This is a genomic window from Streptomyces sp. NPDC031049, assembly GCF_055571015.1.
Genome location: NZ_JBVIGC010000002.1, coordinates 452,170 through 473,001 on the forward strand (window position 1 = coordinate 452,170; position 20,832 = coordinate 473,001).

At 69.3% G+C, this 20,832-nt stretch carries 17 protein-coding genes and 2 tRNA genes; 16 read left to right on the forward strand and 3 right to left on the reverse strand.

Features of this window, described 5'->3' with window-relative positions; all coding sequences use genetic code 11:
* The first annotated feature begins 2 nt into the window (after positions 1-2).
* Positions 3-209 carry an excisionase family DNA-binding protein gene (locus tag ACZ45Q_RS05470; RefSeq protein WP_468255239.1) on the forward strand — a complete coding sequence of 69 codons (207 nt, stop codon included), beginning with the start codon at positions 3-5 and terminating at the stop codon, positions 207-209.
* Entirely contained in the window at positions 209-1,354 is a 1,146-nt protein-coding gene (locus ACZ45Q_RS05475; RefSeq protein WP_468255242.1) for a tyrosine-type recombinase/integrase, read from the forward strand. Before ACZ45Q_RS05470 ends, ACZ45Q_RS05475 begins: the two co-directional genes overlap by 1 nt.
* A gap of 69 nt (positions 1,355-1,423) precedes the next feature.
* Here the strand turns inward: ACZ45Q_RS05475 and ACZ45Q_RS05480 are convergent.
* Positions 1,424-1,494 (reverse strand) — tRNA-Gly (locus ACZ45Q_RS05480).
* Positions 1,495-1,658: 164 nt separating this feature from the next.
* Here ACZ45Q_RS05480 and ACZ45Q_RS05485 point away from each other — a divergent pair.
* The 5 genes from ACZ45Q_RS05485 (at position 1,659) to clpX (ending at position 6,632) form a co-directional block, all read left to right on the forward strand.
* Positions 1,659-1,735, forward strand: a tRNA-Pro gene (locus tag ACZ45Q_RS05485).
* Positions 1,736-2,028: 293 nt separating this feature from the next.
* Positions 2,029-3,432, forward strand: a complete 1,404-nt coding sequence (tig, locus tag ACZ45Q_RS05490) for a trigger factor (RefSeq protein ID WP_468255245.1) — start codon at positions 2,029-2,031, stop codon at positions 3,430-3,432.
* A gap of 352 nt (positions 3,433-3,784) precedes the next feature.
* Complete coding sequence (locus tag ACZ45Q_RS05495; protein ID WP_030240055.1) at positions 3,785-4,390, forward strand: ATP-dependent Clp protease proteolytic subunit; 606 nt, start codon at positions 3,785-3,787, stop codon at positions 4,388-4,390.
* 55 nt (positions 4,391-4,445) lie between these two features.
* Positions 4,446-5,153, forward strand: a complete 708-nt coding sequence (locus tag ACZ45Q_RS05500; protein ID WP_468255247.1) for an ATP-dependent Clp protease proteolytic subunit — start codon at positions 4,446-4,448, stop codon at positions 5,151-5,153.
* Between the two features lie 192 nt (positions 5,154-5,345).
* Entirely contained in the window at positions 5,346-6,632 is a 1,287-nt protein-coding gene (gene clpX, locus ACZ45Q_RS05505) for an ATP-dependent Clp protease ATP-binding subunit ClpX (RefSeq protein WP_468255250.1), read from the forward strand.
* A gap of 78 nt (positions 6,633-6,710) precedes the next feature.
* Here clpX and ACZ45Q_RS05510 read toward each other — a convergent pair whose 3' ends face one another.
* On the reverse strand, positions 6,711-7,025 hold the full coding sequence (locus tag ACZ45Q_RS05510) for a hypothetical protein (RefSeq protein WP_468255253.1): 315 nt from the start codon (positions 7,023-7,025) through the stop codon (positions 6,711-6,713).
* Between the two features lie 400 nt (positions 7,026-7,425).
* Positions 7,426-8,391 (reverse strand): hypothetical protein, encoded by a 966-nt coding sequence (locus ACZ45Q_RS05515; protein ID WP_468255256.1) that lies wholly within the window; start codon positions 8,389-8,391, stop codon positions 7,426-7,428.
* 137 nt (positions 8,392-8,528) lie between these two features.
* Between ACZ45Q_RS05515 and ACZ45Q_RS05520 the strand changes: the two genes are divergently transcribed.
* From ACZ45Q_RS05520 to rodA, 9 genes are all read left to right on the forward strand, one after another.
* Complete coding sequence (locus tag ACZ45Q_RS05520; protein WP_468255258.1) at positions 8,529-11,153, forward strand: valine--tRNA ligase; 2,625 nt, start codon at positions 8,529-8,531, stop codon at positions 11,151-11,153.
* Between the two features lie 206 nt (positions 11,154-11,359).
* Positions 11,360-12,874 carry a bifunctional tetrahydrofolate synthase/dihydrofolate synthase gene (gene folC, locus ACZ45Q_RS05525; protein ID WP_468255261.1) on the forward strand — a complete coding sequence of 505 codons (1,515 nt, stop codon included), beginning with the start codon at positions 11,360-11,362 and terminating at the stop codon, positions 12,872-12,874.
* A gap of 6 nt (positions 12,875-12,880) precedes the next feature.
* Positions 12,881-13,243 carry a DUF4233 domain-containing protein gene (locus tag ACZ45Q_RS05530; RefSeq protein ID WP_468255264.1) on the forward strand — a complete coding sequence of 121 codons (363 nt, stop codon included), beginning with the start codon at positions 12,881-12,883 and terminating at the stop codon, positions 13,241-13,243.
* Between the two features lie 337 nt (positions 13,244-13,580).
* Positions 13,581-13,994, forward strand: a complete 414-nt coding sequence (ndk, locus tag ACZ45Q_RS05535) for a nucleoside-diphosphate kinase (protein WP_468255266.1) — start codon at positions 13,581-13,583, stop codon at positions 13,992-13,994.
* A 304-nt stretch (positions 13,995-14,298) separates the two neighbouring features.
* Positions 14,299-15,318 carry a rod shape-determining protein gene (locus tag ACZ45Q_RS05540; RefSeq protein ID WP_006133575.1) on the forward strand — a complete coding sequence of 340 codons (1,020 nt, stop codon included), beginning with the start codon at positions 14,299-14,301 and terminating at the stop codon, positions 15,316-15,318.
* A 195-nt stretch (positions 15,319-15,513) separates the two neighbouring features.
* Complete coding sequence (gene mreC / locus ACZ45Q_RS05545) at positions 15,514-16,482, forward strand: rod shape-determining protein MreC (RefSeq protein WP_468255270.1); 969 nt, start codon at positions 15,514-15,516, stop codon at positions 16,480-16,482.
* A gap of 14 nt (positions 16,483-16,496) precedes the next feature.
* On the forward strand, positions 16,497-17,168 hold the full coding sequence (gene mreD, locus ACZ45Q_RS05550) for a rod shape-determining protein MreD (protein WP_468255273.1): 672 nt from the start codon (positions 16,497-16,499) through the stop codon (positions 17,166-17,168).
* Between the two features lie 122 nt (positions 17,169-17,290).
* Positions 17,291-19,570, forward strand: a complete 2,280-nt coding sequence (mrdA, locus tag ACZ45Q_RS05555; protein WP_468255276.1) for a penicillin-binding protein 2 — start codon at positions 17,291-17,293, stop codon at positions 19,568-19,570.
* The gene (gene rodA, locus ACZ45Q_RS05560) at positions 19,567-20,766 is read left to right on the forward strand and encodes a rod shape-determining protein RodA (RefSeq protein ID WP_468255279.1); all 1,200 of its coding nucleotides are present in this window, start codon (positions 19,567-19,569) and stop codon (positions 20,764-20,766) included. The genes mrdA and rodA overlap by 4 nt, the downstream gene beginning before the upstream one ends.
* Positions 20,767-20,832 lie beyond the last annotated feature (66 nt).

The following is a 20,832-nucleotide window of genomic DNA, read 5'->3' on the forward strand; positions in this document are numbered from 1 at the left end:
AAGTGGATCGACTGTTGACGGTGGCACAGGTCGCCGAACTGCTTGGAACGACTGTGCGCTTTCCTCGCCGGCTGATAGAGGAGCGGCGCATCGAGTACGTGAAGGTGGGGCGTCACGTCCGTATCCGTGAGAGTGCCGTGCGTGAGCTGATCGACGCCAACACCGTGGAACCCCGTCGTTCCAGCACGGCACTGCGGGCGGTGGCCTGATGGCCGGGAAGCGCCGACAGTTCGGCCGTGTACGCAAGCTTCCGTCCGGCCGCTATCAGGCTCGCTACGTCGGCCCTGACGGGCTGCTGCGGCCTGCGCCGGAGACCTTCCGGACCAAGAAGGACGCTGATGCCTGGCTCGCCGACAAACAGACGGAGCTGCGGCGTGGCGACTGGCACGACCCGGACGCCGGCAAGGTGCCCTTCGGCGAGTACGCCGCCGCCTGGGTCCGGGAACGGGAAGTGACGACCCGTACTCGGCAGTTGTACGAGTCGTTGTTGCGCCACCACCTTGCCCCGACCTTCGGAGGCGTCAACGTCACGGCCATCTCGCCCCCTCTCGTGAGGCGCTGGCGCGCCGAAAAGCTCGCCGCCGGTACTGGCCCGACGACCGTGGCGAAGGCGTACGCTCTGCTCCGCGCGATCATGAGTACGGCCGTCGCCGACCAGATGATTCGGCGCAACCCGTGCCAGATCAAGGGCGCCAGCACGGTCCACACCCCCGAGCGGCCGACTGCGACTGTGCAGGAGGTCTACGACCTGGCAGAAGCCATCCAGTCGCGCTACCGGGCGCTGATCCTCCTGGCCGGCTTCCTCGGTCTTCGCTGGGGCGAACTTGTCGGGCTGCAACGACGCGATGTCGACATCGAGCGGGGGACCGTCCGGGTCCGACGCTCCGTGGCTGAGCTGAACAACGGGCAGCGGGAGATCAAGGCGCCCAAGAGCGCGGCCGGTAAGCGGTCAGTGTCCATCCCCGCCGCCATCATCCCGGATGTGCGTCGCCACTTGGATCTTTACGCGGAGCCCGGCGCCGATGGTCGAGTGTTCGTAGGTGCAAAGGGTGCGATCCCGCGGCGCAACCACTTCAACCGGCTGTGGCATCAGGCTTGCCGGGAGGCCGGCATCAAGGGGCTGCACTTCCATGATCTTCGGCACACGGGCAACACGCTTGCCGCGTCCACGGGCGCCAGCACCCGAGAGCTGATGGCGCGGATGGGCCACAGCACGGCGCGTGCGGCTCTGATCTACCAGCACGCCAGTGCCGACCGGGACCGGCTGATCGCCGACGCCCTGAGTGATCTTGTCAGCAAGGCGCGGAAGAAAGATCAAAAGCACGAGGGGCACGCGGGGGACATGGAGAGCTGATCGGGACCCCTGAACGCGATCAGGGCCAGGCGGAGGATTCGTCCTCTGACCTGGCCCTGAGTCGTACAGAGCGGGCGACGGGAATCGAACCCGCGTAGCCAGTTTGGAAGACTGGGGCTCTACCATTGAGCTACGCCCGCACAACGTGCACCGCGGACCGGTGTCCACGGCACGAAGTGCATCGTAGCGGGTCGCACCCGGTCCCCGCACACCCCGTTTCCGATCGCGGCGGAGCGTCACCGGGGCCCCGTGAAATGCGGCGGCCCGCGGTCCCGGCGGCATGTACCCTACGTCTCGCACCAGACGGGGTGTGGCGCAGCTTGGTAGCGCGTCCGCTTTGGGAGCGGAAGGCCGTGGGTTCAAATCCCGCCACCCCGACCACCCGCGGACCGGCCGTCGGCCGCCATCGGCCACCCACCGGCCGGCCCGGTCGCCCGCCCGACCGGCCCCCGGGTCGTCCACCCGGCCGCCCGCCGTCGCCCGCCCACCGGCCATCCGGCGGATCACCTCGCATGATCGACCCTGATCGCCTTTTGGGCCGTGTACACGCTGCCGTTACTATGCAAGCTGCACGCCCGTGTGTCTCATCCTGTGCAGTCCTCCGGGCGGCGAAATCGGCCGGGCCGCTCTGGCTCCGGCAGAAACCAAGAAGTCAGCCACAAGGAGACCGAACCGTGAAGAGCGCCGTGGAGACCCTGAACCCGACCCGGGTTCGGCTCACTGTCGAGGTGCCCTTCGAGGAGCTCAAGGACAGCCTCGACGCGGCGTACAAGAAGATCAACCAGCAGGTCACGGTGAAGGGCTTCCGCAAGGGCAAGGTCCCGGCCCGCGTCATCGACCAGCGGTTCGGCCGCGGTGCGGTGCTGGAGGAGGCCGTCAACGACGCCCTCCCGAAGTTCTACACCGAGGCGGTCAACGAGGCCGACCTGAACCCGCTGGGCCAGCCCGAGGTCGACATCACGGAGCTGAAGGACGGCGAGACGCTGAACTTCACCGCCGAGGTCGACATCCGCCCGTCCATCGAGATCCCGGACTACTCCGGCATCGAGGTCGAGGTCGACGCCGTCGAGGTCTCCGACGAGGACGTGGACAAGTCGGTCGAGCAGCTCCGTGAGCGCTTCGCCTCCACCTCCCCGGTCGAGCGCGCCGCCGAGGACGGCGACGTCGTCACCATCGACCTGGAGGCCAAGGTCGACGGCGAGGTCCTCGAGGACGGCGTCGCCAACGGTGTCTCCTACACCATCGGCTCCGGTGAGCTGCTCGACGGCATCGACGACGCCGTCAAGGGCCTGTCCGCGGGCGAGGAGGCCACCTTCACCTCCGAGCTGAAGGGCGGCTCGGCGGCCGGCAAGGAGGCCGAGGTCACCGTCAAGGTCACCCAGGTCGCCAAGCGCGAGCTGCCCGAGCTGGACGACGACTTCGCCCAGCTGGCGTCGGAGTTCGACACGCTGGAGGAGCTGCGCGCCGACAGCCGCAAGCGCCTGGCCGACATGAAGCAGTACGACCAGGCCACCCAGGCCCAGGAGCGCGTCCTGGACAAGCTGCTGGAGCTGGTCGAGGTCCCCGTCCCCGAGAAGCTCCTCGAGGACGAGGTCAACACCCGTAAGCACAACCTCGAGCACCACCAGCTCGGCCAGATGGGCCTCACCCTCGACAAGTACCTCGAGCTCCAGGGCAAGACCGCCGAGGAGTTCGAGACCGAGACCCGCGAGGCCGCGGTCAAGGGCATCAAGACCCAGTTCGTCCTCGACGAGCTGGTCAAGCAGGAGAAGCTCAACGTCAACCAGGAGGAGCTGACCGAGCACCTCATGCGGCGCGCGGCCTCCTCCGGCATGTCCCCCGACCAGTTCGCCCAGGCCGTCGTCGAGCAGGGCCAGGTCCCGCTGCTCGTCGGCGAGGTTGCCCGCGGCAAGGCCCTGGCCGCCGTGGTCGAGAAGGCCACGGTCAAGGACACCAACGGCGAGATCGTCGACCTGGACGAGGAGGAGACCGAGGCCGCCGAGTCCGCGGACGCCTCCGCCGAGTCCGCTGAGGCCGCCACCGCCGAGGACAAGGGCGAGGAGAAGGCCGAGGGCTGAGCCCCGCGCCGCCTCCCCCAGCCGTAGAACGGGCCCCGGACGATCATCGCCGGGGCCCGTTCGCCGTACGGCCGCAGCGTGCCGCCGAGCGGCCGGTGCCGTGTCGATGCCCGGCCGCCGCGCCGGGCGTGACCGGCCGCGGACTTTCCCGCGCCCGGCGCCGAAGCCGGGCCACCGCGGCGCTACGCCCCCGGCGAACACCAGCGGAACCGGGATGGCGCCGCAGGCCCACCGCGTTAGGGTCCATGAATACGAGGGCAGGGGAGTCCCCGAAGCGGCTCCAGCCCCGCAGGGAAACGTGAGACGGCCCGGCGCCGTCGTAAGACGAGCAGGTGGATACGTGACGAATCTGATGCCCTCCGCCGCCGGCGAGCCTTCCATCGGTGGTGGCCTCGGCGACCAGGTCTACAACCGGCTGCTCAACGAGCGGATCATCTTCCTCGGCCAGCCGGTGGACGACGACATCGCCAACAAGATCACCGCGCAGCTGCTGCTCCTTGCCGCCGACCCGGACAAGGACATTTACCTGTACATCAACAGCCCCGGCGGTTCGATCACGGCCGGCATGGCGATCTACGACACCATGCAGTTCATCAAGAACGACGTGGTGACCATCGCCATGGGCCTCGCCGCCTCGATGGGCCAGTTCCTGCTCAGCGCGGGCACGCCGGGCAAGCGCTTCGCGCTGCCGAACGCCGAGATCCTGATCCACCAGCCCTCCGCCGGCCTCGCCGGCTCCGCGTCGGACATCAAGATCCACGCCGAGCGGCTGCTGCACACCAAGAAGCGCATGGCCGAGCTCACGGCCCAGCACACCGGCCAGACGGTCGAGCAGATCACCCGTGACTCGGACCGCGACCGCTGGTTCGACGCCTTCGAGGCCAAGGAGTACGGCCTCATCGACGACGTGATCCCGACGGCCGCCGGCATGCCGGGCGGCGGCGGCACCGGGGCCTGACCCGCTCCCGCACCAGCCCCGAGCCGACCGCCTCAGCCTCTTCCAGGAGACCACTGTGAACGACTTCCCCGGCCGCGGCCTCTACGACCGCATGCCCGCCGTGCAGGACATGCGCGCCGCGCAGGGCCAGTACACCGGCCCGCAGGCCGAGTCCCGCTACGTGATCCCGCGCTTCGTCGAGCGCACCTCCCAGGGCATCCGCGAGTACGACCCGTACGCGAAGCTCTTCGAGGAGCGGGTGATCTTCCTCGGCGTCCAGATCGACGACGCCTCCGCCAACGACGTCATGGCGCAGCTGCTGTGCCTGGAGTCGATGGACCCCGACCGGGACATCTCGGTCTACATCAACAGCCCCGGCGGCTCCTTCACGGCCCTGACGGCGATCTACGACACGATGCAGTACGTCAAGCCGGACATCCAGACGGTCTGCATGGGCCAGGCGGCCTCCGCCGCCGCCGTCCTGCTGGCCGCCGGCACGCCCGGCAAGCGCATGGCCCTGCCGAACGCGCGCGTGCTGATCCACCAGCCCTACAGCGAGACCGGCCGCGGCCAGGTCTCCGACCTGGAGATCGCCGCCAACGAGATCCTGCGGATGCGGACGCAGCTGGAGGAGATGCTGGCCAAGCACTCCACCCAGACGATCGACAAGATCCGCGAGGACATCGAGCGCGACAAGATCCTCACGGCCGAGGACGCGCTCTCCTACGGCCTGATCGACCAGATCATCACCACCCGGAAGATGGACAACGCTTCCCTGCGCTGAGGCAGGAGGCTGTATCGTCTGCCGCCCCTTGGCATGGTTTGGCGCGGTTCACGTCAAAGCGAACCGTGCCAAGGGGGGCCCGAACGGGGGGCTCGGCAAGGTACCGTCGGACATAAGGCAGCACCAGGAGTCCGCTGGACGTCGGCGTCGCGCCGAACTCCAGGAGTCTCCCAGGCGAAGGGGAAGCACACCGTGGCACGCATCGGTGACGGCGGCGATCTGCTCAAGTGCTCGTTCTGCGGAAAGAGCCAGAAGCAGGTCAAGAAGCTCATCGCAGGGCCCGGTGTGTACATCTGCGACGAGTGCATCGATCTCTGCAACGAGATCATCGAGGAGGAGCTGGCCGAGACCAGCGAGGTCCGCTGGGAGGAGCTGCCCAAGCCCCGCGAGATCTACGAGTTCCTCGAGGGGTACGTGGTCGGTCAGGAGGCCGCCAAGAAGGCCCTCTCCGTCGCGGTGTACAACCACTACAAGCGGGTCCAGGCAGGCGAGAACGGCGGTGCCCAAGGCCGCGACGACGCCATCGAGTTGGCGAAGTCCAACATCCTGCTGCTGGGCCCCACGGGCTCCGGTAAGACCCTGCTCGCCCAGACCCTCGCCCGCATGCTGAACGTCCCGTTCGCGATCGCCGACGCCACGGCGCTCACCGAGGCGGGATACGTGGGCGAGGACGTCGAGAACATCCTGCTGAAGCTGATCCAGGCCGCGGACTACGACGTCAAGAAGGCCGAGACCGGCATCATCTACATCGACGAGATCGACAAGGTCGCCCGCAAGAGCGAGAACCCGTCGATCACCCGTGACGTCAGCGGCGAGGGCGTCCAGCAGGCCCTGCTGAAGATCCTGGAGGGCACCACCGCCTCGGTCCCGCCCCAGGGCGGCCGCAAACACCCCCACCAGGAGTTCATCCAGATCGACACGACGAACGTCCTGTTCATCGTGGGCGGTGCCTTCGCGGGCCTGGAGAAGATCATCGAGGCCCGGGCCGGCGCCAAGGGCATCGGCTTCGGCGCGCAGATCCGCTCCAAGGTCGAGCGCGAGTCCCAGGACCACTTCCAGGAGGTCATGCCGGAGGACCTGGTGAAGTTCGGGATGATCCCCGAGTTCATCGGCCGGCTGCCGGTCATCACCTCGGTCCACAACCTCGACCGCGAGGCCCTCCTGCAGATCCTGGTCGAGCCGCGCAACGCGCTGGTCAAGCAGTACCAGCGCCTCTTCGAGCTCGACGGCGTGGAGCTGGACTTCGAGCGCGAGGCCCTGGAGGCCATCGCCGACCAGGCCATCCTCCGCCAGACCGGCGCCCGCGGCCTGCGCGCCATCATGGAGGAGGTCCTCCAGGGCGTGATGTACGAGGTGCCGTCCCGCAAGGACGTCGCCCGCGTGGTCATCACGGCCGACGTGGTCCTCTCCAACGTCAACCCGACCCTGATCCCGCGCGATTCGCGGGGCCGGGGTTCCGGGGAGCAGAAGACGGCGTAGATGACCCGAGTATGGGCAGAGGCCGCCCGGCTGGCTTGCCACCGGGCGGCCTCTGTCTCTGTAGCTGTGCGTAGCTTCTTACGCCCACTCGCAAGCTGTTTCAGCATGGCTCTGCTTCACGCCGAGGACAAGGAGGTAGTTGAAGCAGTTGTGGTGGGGGTGAGACTGACCAAGGGCCTTCCAAGCAGACCAGCTACAGGCCGCAGACGCCTTGGGTCCCACTATGTACCCGTAGTGCTTCAAGATGCCCTTGCACTGGGCGGCGGTGGCGGATGCGGGCGTTGCTGTCGCCAGCGGGACGACCGTCCCCGCAATCACAAGCCCCGCTATGGTCAATGCTCGCTTGAGCATGTCGAATCCCCTCGATTTGCTTAGGGCCTTGGTCATGTTCATGGCCCGGATGGAACGTATCATCTGACCGATGTTCGTTTGAGCGCAACGAACTTGGCGCAGAGGGGAAGCCCGTGCGACCCCCCTGACGTCGCTGTTTCCACGTAGCTCTCGGCCTCCGCGGAGTCGGCCACTCAGGTCACGTGCTGAGTTCCGTCGTGGAAGGAGTCCTCGGCGTACGCCGTGCCGGTCTCGGTGACACTCAAGGCCTTCGCCGATCGTGAGGTGGCCCCCTCATGGGACGATGCCGCAGGGCAGCCGCGCACCGTGACTCTCTCCAGGGGAACCCAATGCTGGGGCCAGAGGATTCGCGAGGGCGCGCAGAAGAAGGCGTAGCCGTTGTCACTCCGCACAGAAGTGTCCCGGTCGAGCAAGCGGGGCCCCTCGTCTGCCGCGGCGGGCGTCAGTTCGCGACGCGCACCTGCTCGCGGAGCTTGGTGGTGACGTCGACGGCCACGTCCTTCGACACGTTCTTGGTTCTGTCGCCGGGGGAGACCATGGCGATGGTGCTGTAGTCGGCCCAGGCGCAGAACCAGTCGGTCTTCTCCTTCTGGGTGGCAATGTTCTTGCCCTTGGCCGCCTGGCACTTCATCACGGCGCCGTCCAGTTCGGCCTCCTCGGGCTCGCCGAGTATCTCGGCGCCGTTGCCGGACGAGGACTTCTTGTTGCTCTCCTTCTTGAACTGGGCGAAGAAGTTGTCGAGGGCCGACTCCGGGTCGGAGATCTCTCCGTAGGCACCGACGAAGGTGATGCCCTTGGACTTCAGTACCTCGTTTTGGTCGGGCGCGGTGCTGGGGTCCGAGGGGTCGTAGCCGCTCAGGTCGGCCGTGGTGTAGGCGCCGACCACGCTGGTGCCGTTCTTGACGCCGCCCTTCGCCAACTCGCTTGCGTCGTCCTCGCCGCCGCCGGCGCCGTCGTCGGAGATGCGCTTGTAGTCGCCGAGCACCGTTTCCGGCGTCGCCAGCTTGTGCGGGCCGTCGTCCTCCAGGCCGCCCGCGCCGCCGCCCCCGCCGAACACGAAGTACGCCCCCACGCCGACCGCCGCGACCACCGCGACCGCGCCGATGATCAGGCCCGTCTTCTTCTTGCCGCCGCCCGGGGCCGGCGGCTGCGGCATGCCGTACGGGGCCTGGCCGTGGGGAGGCTGCTGGCCGTACGGGGGCTGCTGGCCGTAGGGGGGCTGCTGCGGCGGGACGCCGCCCTGCTGCGGGTGGCCGTAGCCCGGCTGGGGCTGCGGAGGGGGCGTCTGCTGGGGGTAGCCGTAGCCGGGCTGGGGAGCCTGCGGCTGCTGGCCGTACGGTCCCGGCTGGCCGTAGGGTCCGGGCTGCTGGGGTTGCCCGCCGTACGGGCCCGGCTGGTTGTAGCTCATGTTCTGGGTTCCCCTCCAGATGCTTATGCGTTGCTGACATCCTGACGCAGACATGCCGGGAGCAGGTCACCGGGGGCCGCACCGTTACAAAGGAATCGCGTTTCGGGACTGGGCCGTGACACCTCTAAACTGAGCCCGTGACCGAGAACTCTCAGCAGCCGCAGCAAGCGCCCACCACCGAACTGCCGACCCAGTACACGCCGGCCGAGGTAGAGGGGAAGCTGTACGAGCGCTGGGTAGAACGGGGTTACTTCGAGGCCGACGCGGACAGCGGCAAGCCGCCGTACACCATCGTCATCCCCCCGCCGAACGTCACGGGCAGCCTGCACCTCGGACACGCCTTCGAGCACACGCTGATCGACGCCCTGACCCGCCGCAAGCGGATGCAGGGCTTCGAGACGCTGTGGCAGCCCGGCATGGACCACGCCGGCATCGCCACGCAGAACGTGGTCGAGCGCGAGCTGGCCAAGGAGGGCAAGTCCCGGCACGACCTCGGCCGTGAGGCGTTCGTCGAGCGCGTCTGGCAGTGGAAGGCCGAGTCCGGCGGCCAGATCGGCGGCCAGATGCGCCGCCTCGGTGACGGCGTCGCCTGGTCGCGCGAGCGCTTCACGATGGACGAGGGTCTCTCCCAGGCCGTCCAGACCATCTTCAAGCGGCTCTACGACGACGAGCTGATCTACCGCGCCGAGCGCATCATCAACTGGTGCCCGCGCTGTCTGACCGCGATCTCCGACATCGAGGTCGAGTACCAGGACGACGACGGCGAGCTGGTCTCCATGAAGTACGGCGACGGGGACGACACCATCGTCGTCGCCACGACCCGTGCCGAGACGATGCTCGGTGACACGGCCGTCGCCGTCCACCCGGACGACGAGCGGTACAAGCACCTGGTCGGCAAGCTGATCAAGCTGCCGCTGACCGACCGCTCCATCCCGGTCGTCGCCGACGAGCACGTCGACCCCGAGTTCGGCACCGGCGCCGTCAAGGTCACGCCCGCCCACGACCCGAACGACTTCGAGATCGGCCAGCGCCACGACCTGCCCGCCGTCGCGGTCATGGACGAGCACGCCGTCATCACCGCCCACGGCCCCTTCCAGGGCCTGGACCGGCTGGAGGCCCGCTCCGCCATCGTCGCCGCGCTGCGCGCCGAGGGCCGGATCGTCGCCGAGAAGCGGCCCTACGTCCACTCCGTCGGCCACTGCTCGCGCTGCAAGACCACCATCGAGCCGCGCCTGTCCATGCAGTGGTGGGTCAAGGTCGGCCCGCTGGCCAAGGCCGCCGGTGACGCGGTCCGCGACGGCCGCGTCAAGATCCATCCGCAGGAGATGGAGAAGCGGTACTTCGACTGGGTCGACAACCTCCACGACTGGTGCATCTCGCGCCAGCTGTGGTGGGGCCACCGCATCCCCGTCTGGTACGGCCCGAACGGCGAGGTCGTCTGCGTCGGCCCCGACGAGGAGCCGCCGAGCGGCGAGGGCTGGCACCAGGACTCCGACGTCCTGGACACCTGGTTCTCCTCCGGCCTGTGGCCGTTCTCCACGCTGGGCTGGCCCGAACAGACCGACTCGCTCGCGAAGTTCTACCCGAACTCCGTCCTGGTCACCGGCTACGACATCCTCTTCTTCTGGGTCGCCCGGATGATGATGTTCGGCCTCTACGCGATGGACGGCACCCCGCCGTTCCACACCATCGCCCTGCACGGCATGGTCCGTGACCAGAACGGCAAGAAGATGTCCAAGTCCTTCGGGAACGTGGTCAACCCGCTGGACTGGATGGACAAGTACGGCTCCGACGCCCTCCGCTTCACCCTGGCGCGCGGCGCCAACCCGGGCACCGACGTCCCGATCGGCGAGGACTGGGTCCAGGGCTCCCGCAACTTCGCCAACAAGATCTGGAACGCGACCCGCTTCGCGCTGATGAACGGCGCGACGGTCCAGGGCCCGCTGCCGGACGCGTCGAGGATGTCCTCGACCGACCGCTGGATCCTCTCCCGCCTAAACTCGGTGGTCGCCGAAGTCGACGCGTACTACGAGGACTACCAGTTCGCGAAGCTCTCCGACGCCCTGTTCCACTTCGCCTGGGACGAGGTCTTCGACTGGTACGTCGAGCTGTCCAAGACCACCTTCCAGGCGGGCGGCGAGGCCGCCGAGGTCTCCAAGCGCGTCCTCGGCGAGGTCCTGGACGTCACGCTGCGGCTGCTCCACCCGGTCGTCCCCTTCGTGACGGAGACGCTGTGGACGACGCTGACCGGCGGCGAGTCGGTCGTCATCGCCCAGTGGCCGTCCGACTCCGGCTTCCGTGACGCCGACGCCGAGCGCGAGATCGCCACGCTCCAGTCGGTGATCACCGAGGTCCGCCGTTTCCGTGCCGACCAGGGTCTCCAGCCGGGCCAGCGGGTCCCGGCCCGGCTGTCGCCGGCCGGCACGGCGCTGGCCCCGCACGAGCCGGCCATCCGCCAGCTCCTGCGCCTCCAGCCAGAGGGCGACTCCTTCACCGCCACGGCCACGCTGCCCGTCGCGGGCGTCGAGGTGGCGCTGGACCTGTCCGGCGTGATCGACGTCGCGGCCGAGCGCAAGCGGCTCGCCAAGGACCTCGCCGCCGCCGAGAAGGAGAAGGCCCAGGCCACGGCCAAGCTCGGCAACGAGGCGTTCCTGTCGAAGGCCCCGGACCATGTGGTCGAGAAGATCCGCACCCGCCTGGCCACGGCGGAGGAGGACATCACCCGTATCCAGGCCCAGCTGGAGAAGCTGCCGCAGGCGTAGCACCTCTGCGCTGGTGCCGCAGGCGTAAGCGCTCCTGCGCGGACTGCCGCAGGTGTGAGCACTCCTGCGCGAGCGAGGCCCCGGTGCCGTGCCGGCGCCGGGGCCCTCACGTCCCTCAGGGCGCGGCCCGTGCGGGCCACACCCCCTTCCGCAGCCGCCCCGCAGGCCGCGCACACGCTGTCGGTGCCGCTCCGTAGACTGGGCTCGTGAGCGACAACCCCGGCAGCAACGACCAGCCCGACCCCCTCGACTCCTTCGACGAGATCATCGCCGCCGAGACCGACCGCGACCCCGATCTCGCCGTCATCGAGGCGGGCAGCCGCACCCTGCGCACCCAGGGCGGCCCGCCGCAGGCCGACGTGCCCGGGCGGCCCGAGGACCCCGAGGTGGACCGCGGCCTGCGCGAGGTCGAGGCGGAGCTGGCCACCCGCTGGGGCGAGACCAAGCTCGAACCGTCCGTCAGCCGGATCAGCGCGCTGATGGACGTCCTGGGAGACCCGCAGCGTTCGTACCCGTCCATCCACATCACGGGGACCAACGGCAAGACGTCCACGGCCCGCATGATCGAGGCCCTGCTCGGCGCCTTCGAGCTGCGCACCGGGCGGTACACCTCGCCGCACGTGCAGTCGATCACCGAGCGGATCAGCCTGGACGGCGCGGCGATCTCCGCCGAGCGCTTCATCGAGACGTACCAGGACATCAAGCCGTACGTCGAGATGGTCGACGCCCAGCAGGAGTACCGCCTGTCGTTCTTCGAAGTGCTCACCGGCATGGCGTACGCCGCCTTCGCCGACGCACCCGTGGACGTCGCCGTCGTCGAGGTCGGGATGGGCGGCAGCTGGGATGCCACCAACGTGATCGACGGGGACGTCGCCGTGATCACCCCCATCGACCTGGACCACACCGACCGGCTGGGCAACACGCCCGCCGAGATCGCCACCGAGAAGGCCGGCATCGTCAAGCAGGGCGCCACCGTCATCATGGCCCAGCAGCCGGTGGACGCGGCGCAGGTGCTGCTGAAGAAGGCCGTGGACGTGGACGCCACCGTCGCCCGCGAGGGCCTGGAGTACGGAGTGGTGTCCCGGCAGGTCGCCGTCGGCGGTCAGCTGCTGACGCTGCGCGGGCTGGGCGGTGAGTACACCGACGTCTACCTGCCGCTGCACGGCGCGCACCAGGCGCACAACGCCGCCGTGGCGCTCGCCGCCGTCGAGGCGTTCTTCGGCGTGGGCGCCCAGCGCGCCGAGCCGCTGGACGTCGACACGGTGCGCAAGGCCTTCGCCGCCGTCGCCTCGCCGGGCCGCATGGAGGTCGTCCGGCGGTCGCCGACCGTCGTCCTGGACGCCGCGCACAACCCGGCCGGCGCGCGGGTCACCGCGGAGGCGATCGGAGAGGCCTTCCAGTTCAGCCGGCTCATCGGTGTGGTCGGTGCGAGCGCCGACAAGAACGTGCGGGGGCTGCTGGAGGCCTTCGAGCCGATCTTCGCGGAGATCGTCGTCACGCAGAACTCCAGCCATCGCGCGATGGACGCCGACGCGCTGGCCGCGCTCGCCGTCGAGGTGTTCGGCGACGAGCGGGTCCAGGTCGAGCCGCGGCTGCCGGACGCACTGGAGGCCGCGATCACCCTGGCCGAGGAGGAGGGCGAGTTCGCCGGCGGCGGCGTGCTCGTGACCGGCTCCGTCATCACCGTCGGCGAGGCCCGACTGCTCCTGGGGAGGGGCTGACACACCGTGCGTACGCTCTGTTCATCGACCCTGATCGGCGAGTTCTTCGTCATCGGCTTCGCCGGGCTGGTGGCCATGAAGGACCCGGACCTGTCCATGGGGACGGTGTGGACGGTCAGCGGCATCGCGATGCTCCTGTGCCTGGTGCTGTGCGGCCTGGTGACCCGGCCGGGCGGCGTGGCCCTGGGCTGGGCCCTCCAGGTCGCGCTCATCGCCTCCGGCTTCGTGGTGCCGATGATGTTCGTGCTGGGCGTGATCTTCGCGGCCCTGTGGTGGGCGTCCGTGCACTACGGCCGGAAGATCGACGAGGCGAAGGCGAGATTCGCGGCCGAGGCGGAGTCGGCCTCGTCCACCGCCGACGCCACCTGACCGCCCTCCCGGCGCCGGCAGCGCCGACGGCCGGCGGGCCATGCCGCGGACGGTCCGGGGCCACGGGGGCCGACCGTGACGCCGCCGGGGTCGCCGCAGCGCCGCCGAGCGCCGACCGTGACGCCGTAACGCCACCGGAGCCGCCGTAACGCCCCCGGGCGAGGCCGCCCGGGGGCCCGGCCGTGCGAGGCGCGGGCCGACGGGCCGGCGGGCTGCCCGCCGCGGCACACCGCCCGCCGCCCGGACCCGCTTTACCTGACTCTGCGTGACAAGCGGCGCGACACGCCCGGTAACCTCAGTCATCACCTCGCACAACCCACCTTCCAAGGAGCCCGTCGTGACTCAGCGCACCCTCGTCCTCCTCAAGCCCGACGCCGTCCGTCGTGGCCTGATCGGCGAGATCATCGGCCGTATCGAGCGCAAGGCGGACTGGCGGATCACCGCGCTGGAGCTGCGCACCCTGGGCACCGACACCCTGGAGCAGCACTACGGCGAGCACAAGGGCAAGCCCTTCTACGAGCCGCTGGTGGAGTTCATGTCCTCGGGCCCGGTCGTGGCCATGATCGTCGAGGGCGAGCGGGTCATCGAGGGCGTGCGCGCCCTGGCCGGCCCGACCGACCCGATCGCCGCGGCCCCCGGGTCCATCCGGGGTGACTACGGCGTCATCGTCCGGGAGAACCTGATCCACGCCTCCGACTCCGAGGAGTCCGCCGAGCGCGAGCTGAAGATCTTCTTCCCGGCACACGTCTGACCCGCCCGCCGACCACGGTTTTCCTGACGTGGCGTCAGCCGAATGGCGCAGCTGACCTGGGCGGCCGCGTAAATGCGGCCGCCTCGTGACATATGCGTGCCGATCGGGGGAACGTTTGCCTCCGTCGGCCCGTCTCCACAAGCGAGGCGGCGCGCCATCTGCTGACAATGGCGAAGACCCTCGCGCAGTGTTCGTGAAAGCGCGTCTACGATGGAAGCATTCACGTCACAGCAACCCACCTCGCCGACCTGAAAAGCCCTCAAAAGCTCCTGGGAAGGCCAGTCGAATCCTGATGGGGAACTCTATGTCGTTCATCGGCCGTGACATGGCTGTCGACCTCGGGACCGCCAACACGCTGGTGTACGTCAGGGGTCGCGGGATCGTACTCAACGAGCCGTCCGTCGTCGCGATCAACACCAACACCGGTGGCATCCTCGCGGTCGGCGCCGAAGCCAAGAAGATGATCGGGCGCACGCCCGGCAACATCGTTGCCGTGCGTCCGCTGAAGGACGGCGTGATCGCCGACTTCGAGATCACCGAGCGGATGCTCCGCTACTTCATCCTGAAGATCCACAAGCGGCGGTATCTGGCTCGTCCGCGGGTCGTCGTCTGCGTGCCCTCGGGCATCACGGGCGTCGAGCGCCGTGCCGTCATCGAGGCGTCGTCCCAGGCCGGCGCCCGCCAGGTGCACATCATCGAGGAGCCCATGGCCGCGGCCATCGGCTCCGGCCTGCCGGTCCACGAGGCCACGGGCAACATGGTGGTGGACATCGGCGGCGGCACCACGGAGGTCGCGGTCATCTCCCTCGGCGGCATCGTCACCGCACAGTCCATCCGCGTCGCGGGCGACGAGCTGGACAACGCGATCATCCAGCACATCAAGAAGGAGTACTCCCTCCTCCTCGGTGAGCGGACGGCCGAGCAGATCAAGATCACGATCGGTTCGGCGTACGACCTCGACACTGACGAGCACACCGAAATCCGCGGCCGGGACCTCGTCTCCGGGCTGCCCAAGACCGTCGTCATCTCCGCCGCCGAAGTGCGCAAGGCGATCGAGGAGCCCGTCAACGCCATCGTCGACGCCGTCAAGACGACGCTCGACAAGTGTCCGCCGGAGCTCTCCGGCGACATCATGGACCGGGGTATCGTCCTGACCGGCGGCGGTGCGCTGCTGCGCGGCCTCGACGAGCGGCTGCGCCGGGAGACCGGCATGCCCATCCACATCGCCGAGGACCCGCTGGACAGCGTGGCGCTGGGCTCGGGAAAGTGCGTGGAGGAGTTCGAGGCGCTCCAGCAGGTGCTGGACGCCCAGCCGCGCAGATGACATAACGCTTCGATTCCGCCGTACGAGACGATCTCCTCTCGTGCGGCGGATCGTTGATATAGAGACAGGACACCGTCCATAACGCCCGCCGCGGGGCGTTCCCGGGCGGGCCGACCACAATGCCCGCTCAACCGAATCACCGCTCGACACCGACGAATTTCCCGAATTCCGACGAGGAAGGCACGGCCGCCGCACGTGAGGGACACGAAAGAGAGCCGGCTGCTCCTGGTGCTGCTGATCGCCGTAGCGTTCGCGCTGATCACGGTCGACATCCGCGGCGGGAAGGACTCACCGGTCGACGGTGCCCGCCAGGCCGCGGCCACCGTCTTCGGCCCGATCGAGAACGGGGTGTCGGCCGCGGTCGACCCCGTCGGCAACGCGATCGCCGCCGTCCGCGCGTCCGGCGAGCGCCACGACCGGCTCGCCCGGCTGGAGCAGGAGAACGCGGCCCTGAAGGCGAAGCTCGGCAGCGACGACCGCAGCCGCAGCCGGCTGGGCCAGCTCGACAAGATGCTGAAGACCGCCGGCAAGGGCCAGTACGGCATCAAGGGCGCCCAGGTCATCGCCATAGGAGCCGCCCAGGGCTTCTCCTGGACCATCACCATCGACGCCGGCGCCAACGACGGCATCGAGCGCGACATGACCGTGCTGAACGGCGACGGTCTGGTCGGCCGGGTCACCACCGTCGGCCCGAACACGGCCACGGTCCTGCTCGCCACCGACCCCGACTTCACCGTCGGCACCCGGATGGAGTCCAGCGACGAACTGGGCTTCGCCTCCGGCCAGGGCGACCGCCCGCTGCGCGTCGAACTCCTCAACGGCAAGGCCGACGTCAAGAAGGGCGACCGTCTGGTCACCTTCGGCTCGCAGGCCGACAAGCCCTTCGTGCCCGGCGTTCCCGTGGGCACCGTCACCCGCGTCGACCCCTCCGGCGGCGACCTGACCCGCACGCTCTACGTCACGCCGTTCGTCAGCTTCACCAAGCTCGACATCGTCGGCGTCGTCGTCCAGGCCCCGCAGAAGGACCCGCGCGACACCGTGCTCCCGGACAAGCCCAAGCCGACCCCCACGCCGACCGTGACGGTGACCGTGACCCCGGGCGCCGACCCGTCCGCCGACGCGCCCGCCGACGGCCAGGTGCAGCCCGAGCAGCCCGAGCAGTAGGAGCTATTCAGACCATGCGCGTCAACCGGATCCTGCTCTCCGTCTCCCTGGTCGTCGTCGCCCTGGTGATCCAGGTGAGCGTCCTCGCCCGGCTCCACCTGCCCGGCGCCGTCCCCGACCTGCTGCTCCTCACCGTCCTGGGCTTCGCCCTGGTCTACGGCCATGTCGGCGGCGCCCTCATCGGTTTCGGCGCCGGACTCCTCGCCGACCTCGCCCCGCCCGCCGACCACGCCGCCGGGCGCTACGCCCTCGTGCTGTGCGTCATCGGCTACCTCGCCGGGCTCGTCAAACCGGAGAACGGCCGGCTGAGGTCGGCGACCGCCCCGATGGTCGTGGTGTTCGCCGCCGCCATCGGCTCCACCCTGCTCTACGCCGGTGTCGGCGCCCTCGTCGGCGACACGGCCGCCCGCCACGTCGGACTCACGGGCCTGCTGTTCACCGCCGCCCTGTACGACCTGCTGCTCGCCCCGTTCGTCGTGCCCGGGATCATGGCCCTGGCCCGGCGCGCCGAGAACGACCCGCTGGCCGAGACCAACTCCGCCGGGCAGGGCACCGACATCTCCTCCGGCTGGCTCTCCTCGGGGACCGGGCTGCACATCGGCGGGCAGCGCACCGGGCTGCGGGTGAAGGCGGCGCGGGCGCGAGTGGCCCGGGCCGGGCGCATCAAGGGGGTGAAGCGGCTGTGAGCACCGGACGGTTCACCGGAACGGGTGAGTCTGAGCCCGGCAGGAACGCCGCCCGGCCGGGCGGGCGTTCACCACTCGTACACGCACTCGCGTCCGCGCACTGAGAGGGGGAGGCAGCCGCAGTGACCAACATTCCCGAGACCGGACGGAACCCACGCGTCCAGATCCGGTTGGTCGTCATCCAGATCCTCGTCCTCTCCCTCCTCGGCACCCTCGGCGGCCGGCTGTGGTACCTCCAGATCCGCCAGGGCGACGAATACGCCAAGGAGGCCTCCGGCAACCACGTCCAGCAGGTCGTCCAGCCCGCCACCCGGGGCTCGATCCTGGACGCCCGCGGAGTCGCCCTCGCGGACAACGAGACCCGGCTGGTCGTCTCCGCCTCCCGCACGGACCTGCTGAAGATGAAGGACGACGGCAAGGCCGTCCTCACCAAGCTCGCCGGCGTCCTCGGCATGGAGCCCGAGGAGGTCATGGAGAAGGTCCGGCTGTGCGACGCCGAGACCCCCCAGCCCTGCTGGAACGGCTCGCCCTACCAGCCGATCCCCATCACCGACGAGGCCACCCCCAAGCAGGCCCTGCAGATCCGCGAGCGCGCCGAGGACTTCCCCGGCATCACCGCCGAGCCGCAGGCCGTGCGCCGCTACCCCGCCCCCGGCCAGGCCAACACCGGCCAGGTCCTCGGCTACCTCTCGCCCGTGACGGACGAGGAGATCCAGAAGGCCCAGGACACCGACTCGCCCTTCCTGCGCTCCGACATGGTCGGCCGCTCCGGACTGGAGCGCCAGTACGACAAGGCGCTGCGCGGCAAGGCCGGCGTCACCCGCTACGAGGTCGACAACCTCGGCCGCGTCATCGGCCAGGCCGAGTCCGACCCCGCCGAGCCCGGCTCCAGCCTGGTCACCAGCCTCGACGCCCGCGTCCAGCGCATCGCGGAGTACGAGCTGAACGAGGCGATGAAGGAAGCCCGCAAGCAGTACGACGACAACACCGGCGAGAACTACAAGGCCGACGCCGGCGCCGTCGTCGTCATGGAGGCCAAGACCGGCCGCGTCGTCGCCATGGCCTCCAACCCCACCTACGACCCGAACGTCTGGGTCGGCGGCATCTCCGCCAAGGACTACAAGAAGCTCACGGGCAAGGACTCCCACTACCCGCTGCTCAACCGCGCCATCCAGGGCCAGGCCGCGCCCGGCTCCATCTTCAAGGTCGTCTCCACCGCCGCCGCGGTCGAGGCGGGCTACGACTTCAACGGCGGCTACAACTGCTCCAGCGCCTACAACGTCGGCGGGCAGGTCTTCAAGAACTTCGAGTCCCAGAGCTTCGGCTCGATCGACCTCGGCCGTGCCCTGGAGGTCTCCTGCGACACCGTCTACTACCGCCTCGCGCACGAGGAGTGGAAGAAGGACGGCGGCATGAACCCCAAGAAGCCCAACGACTACTTCTACAAGGCCGCCCACCAGTTCGGCCTCGGCAAGGAGACCGGCATCGACCTGCCCAACGAGGTCTCCGGCCGGGTCCCCGACCGCCAGTGGAAGCAGAACTACTGGGAGGCCAACAAGGACGCCTGGTGCAAGACCGGGAAGAAGGGCGGCTCCTACGTCGAGCGGCTCGCCTACGAGGGCTGCCTCGAGGGCAACAAGATGCGCGCCGGTGACGCGATCAACTACTCCATCGGCCAGGGCGACACCCTGGTGACCCCGATCCAGATGGCCACCATCTACGGAGCCATCTCCAACGGCGGCACCATGTACGACCCGTCCATCGGCAAGGCGATCATCAGCCCCGACGGCAAGAAGATCACCCCCATCAAGCCCGAGTCGCACGGCAAGCTTCCGATAAGCCAGGCCACGCTGAAGCAGATGGACGACGCCCTGGAGGGCGTGGCCACCCGCGGTACGGCCGCCTGGCGGTTCGAGGGCTGGCCCCAGGACGAGATCCCCATGCACGCCAAGACCGGTACGGCGGAGGTCCACGGCAAGCAGACCACCTCGTGGTTCGCCACCTACACCGAGGACTACACGATCGTCATGACGATCTCCCAGGGTGGTACGGGCTCCGGCGCCTCCGGCCCGGCCGTCCGCAACATCTACGACGCGCTGTACGGCGTCCAGGAGGACGGCTCGATCGACCCGAAGAAGGCGCTGCTGCCCGAGCCGCAGAAGGGCCTGCCGAAGATCAAGACCGACGGGACGATCGTCTCGCCGAAGATCTCCGACGACCCGGTGAAGGACATGCTGGCGCAGCAGGAGGCCGCCGAGGAGGGCGCGGACACCCCGGCGGACGGCGGGCAGGAGCCGCAGGACCAGGGGGCGACCGTGGCGCCGCCGCAGACGGAGAACCGTGAGACCAGGCGCCGCGGCCGACGGCGGCACGGCGGGCGTGACCGGAGGGTGCGCACATGACGGGCGCGAACAGTTTCCAGGTCTCCGGGTACGGCCCCGAGCGCGCCGGATGGACACGGGTGTTCGCCCGCGACGGGGTCGCGCGCCGGCTGGACTGGCCGATACTGCTGTCGGCCACCCTGCTGTCGCTGCTGGGCTCGCTGCTCGTCTACTCCGCCACCCGCAACCGCACCGACATCAACCAGGGCGACCCCTACTACTTCCTGGTCCGGCACCTGCTCAACACCGGCATCGGCATCGCCCTGATGATCGGCACCATCTGGCTCGGCCACCGCACCCTGCGCACGGCCGTGCCGGTCCTCTACGGCGCGTCGGTGTTCCTGATCCTGCTGGTGCTCACCCCGCTCGGCACGACCATCAACGGCGCGCACTCCTGGATCAAGCTGCCCGGCGGCTTCTCCCTCCAGCCCTCGGAGTTCGTGAAGATCACGATCATCCTCGGCATGGCGATGCTGCTGGCGACACGGGTGGACGCGGGCGACAAGCAGTACCCCGACCACCGGACCGTGCTCCAGGCGCTGGGCCTGGCCGTGGTGCCCTCGCTGATCGTCATGCTGATGCCCGACCTCGGATCGGTCATGGTGATGGTCGTCATCGTGCTGGGCGTGCTGCTCGCCTCCGGCGCGTCGAACCGCTGGGTGCTGGGACTGATCAGCGCCGGGGCGATCGGGTCGATCGCCGTCTGGCAGCTGGGCGTCCTGGACGACTACCAGATCAACCGGTTCGCGGCGTTCGCCAACCCCGAACTCGACCCGGCGGGCGTCGGCTACAACACCAACCAGGCCCGCATCGCCATCGGCTCCGGCGGCCTCACCGGCGCCGGCCTGTTCAACGGCTCGCAGACCACGGGCCAGTTCGTGCCGGAACAGCAGACGGACTTCGTGTTCACGGTGGCGGGGGAGGAGCTGGGCTTCGTCGGCGCCGGCTTCATCATCCTGCTGCTCGGCATCGTCCTGTGGCGGGCCTGCCGCATCGCCCGGGACGCCACCGACCTGTACAGCACCATCGTCGCTGCGGGCATCGTGGCCTGGTTCGCCTTCCAGACCTTCGAGAACATCGGCATGACCCTCGGCATCATGCCGGTGACGGGCCTGCCCCTGCCATTCGTGTCCTACGGAGGCTCATCGATGTTCGCCGTGTGGCTGGCGGTGGGTCTGCTCCAGTCGATCACCGTCCAACGCCCGGTGTCGGCGTAGCCCGAAGCACACCGGCCACGACACCGACGACCCGGTGACGAACGGAGGCACCCCACCCCACCCCCT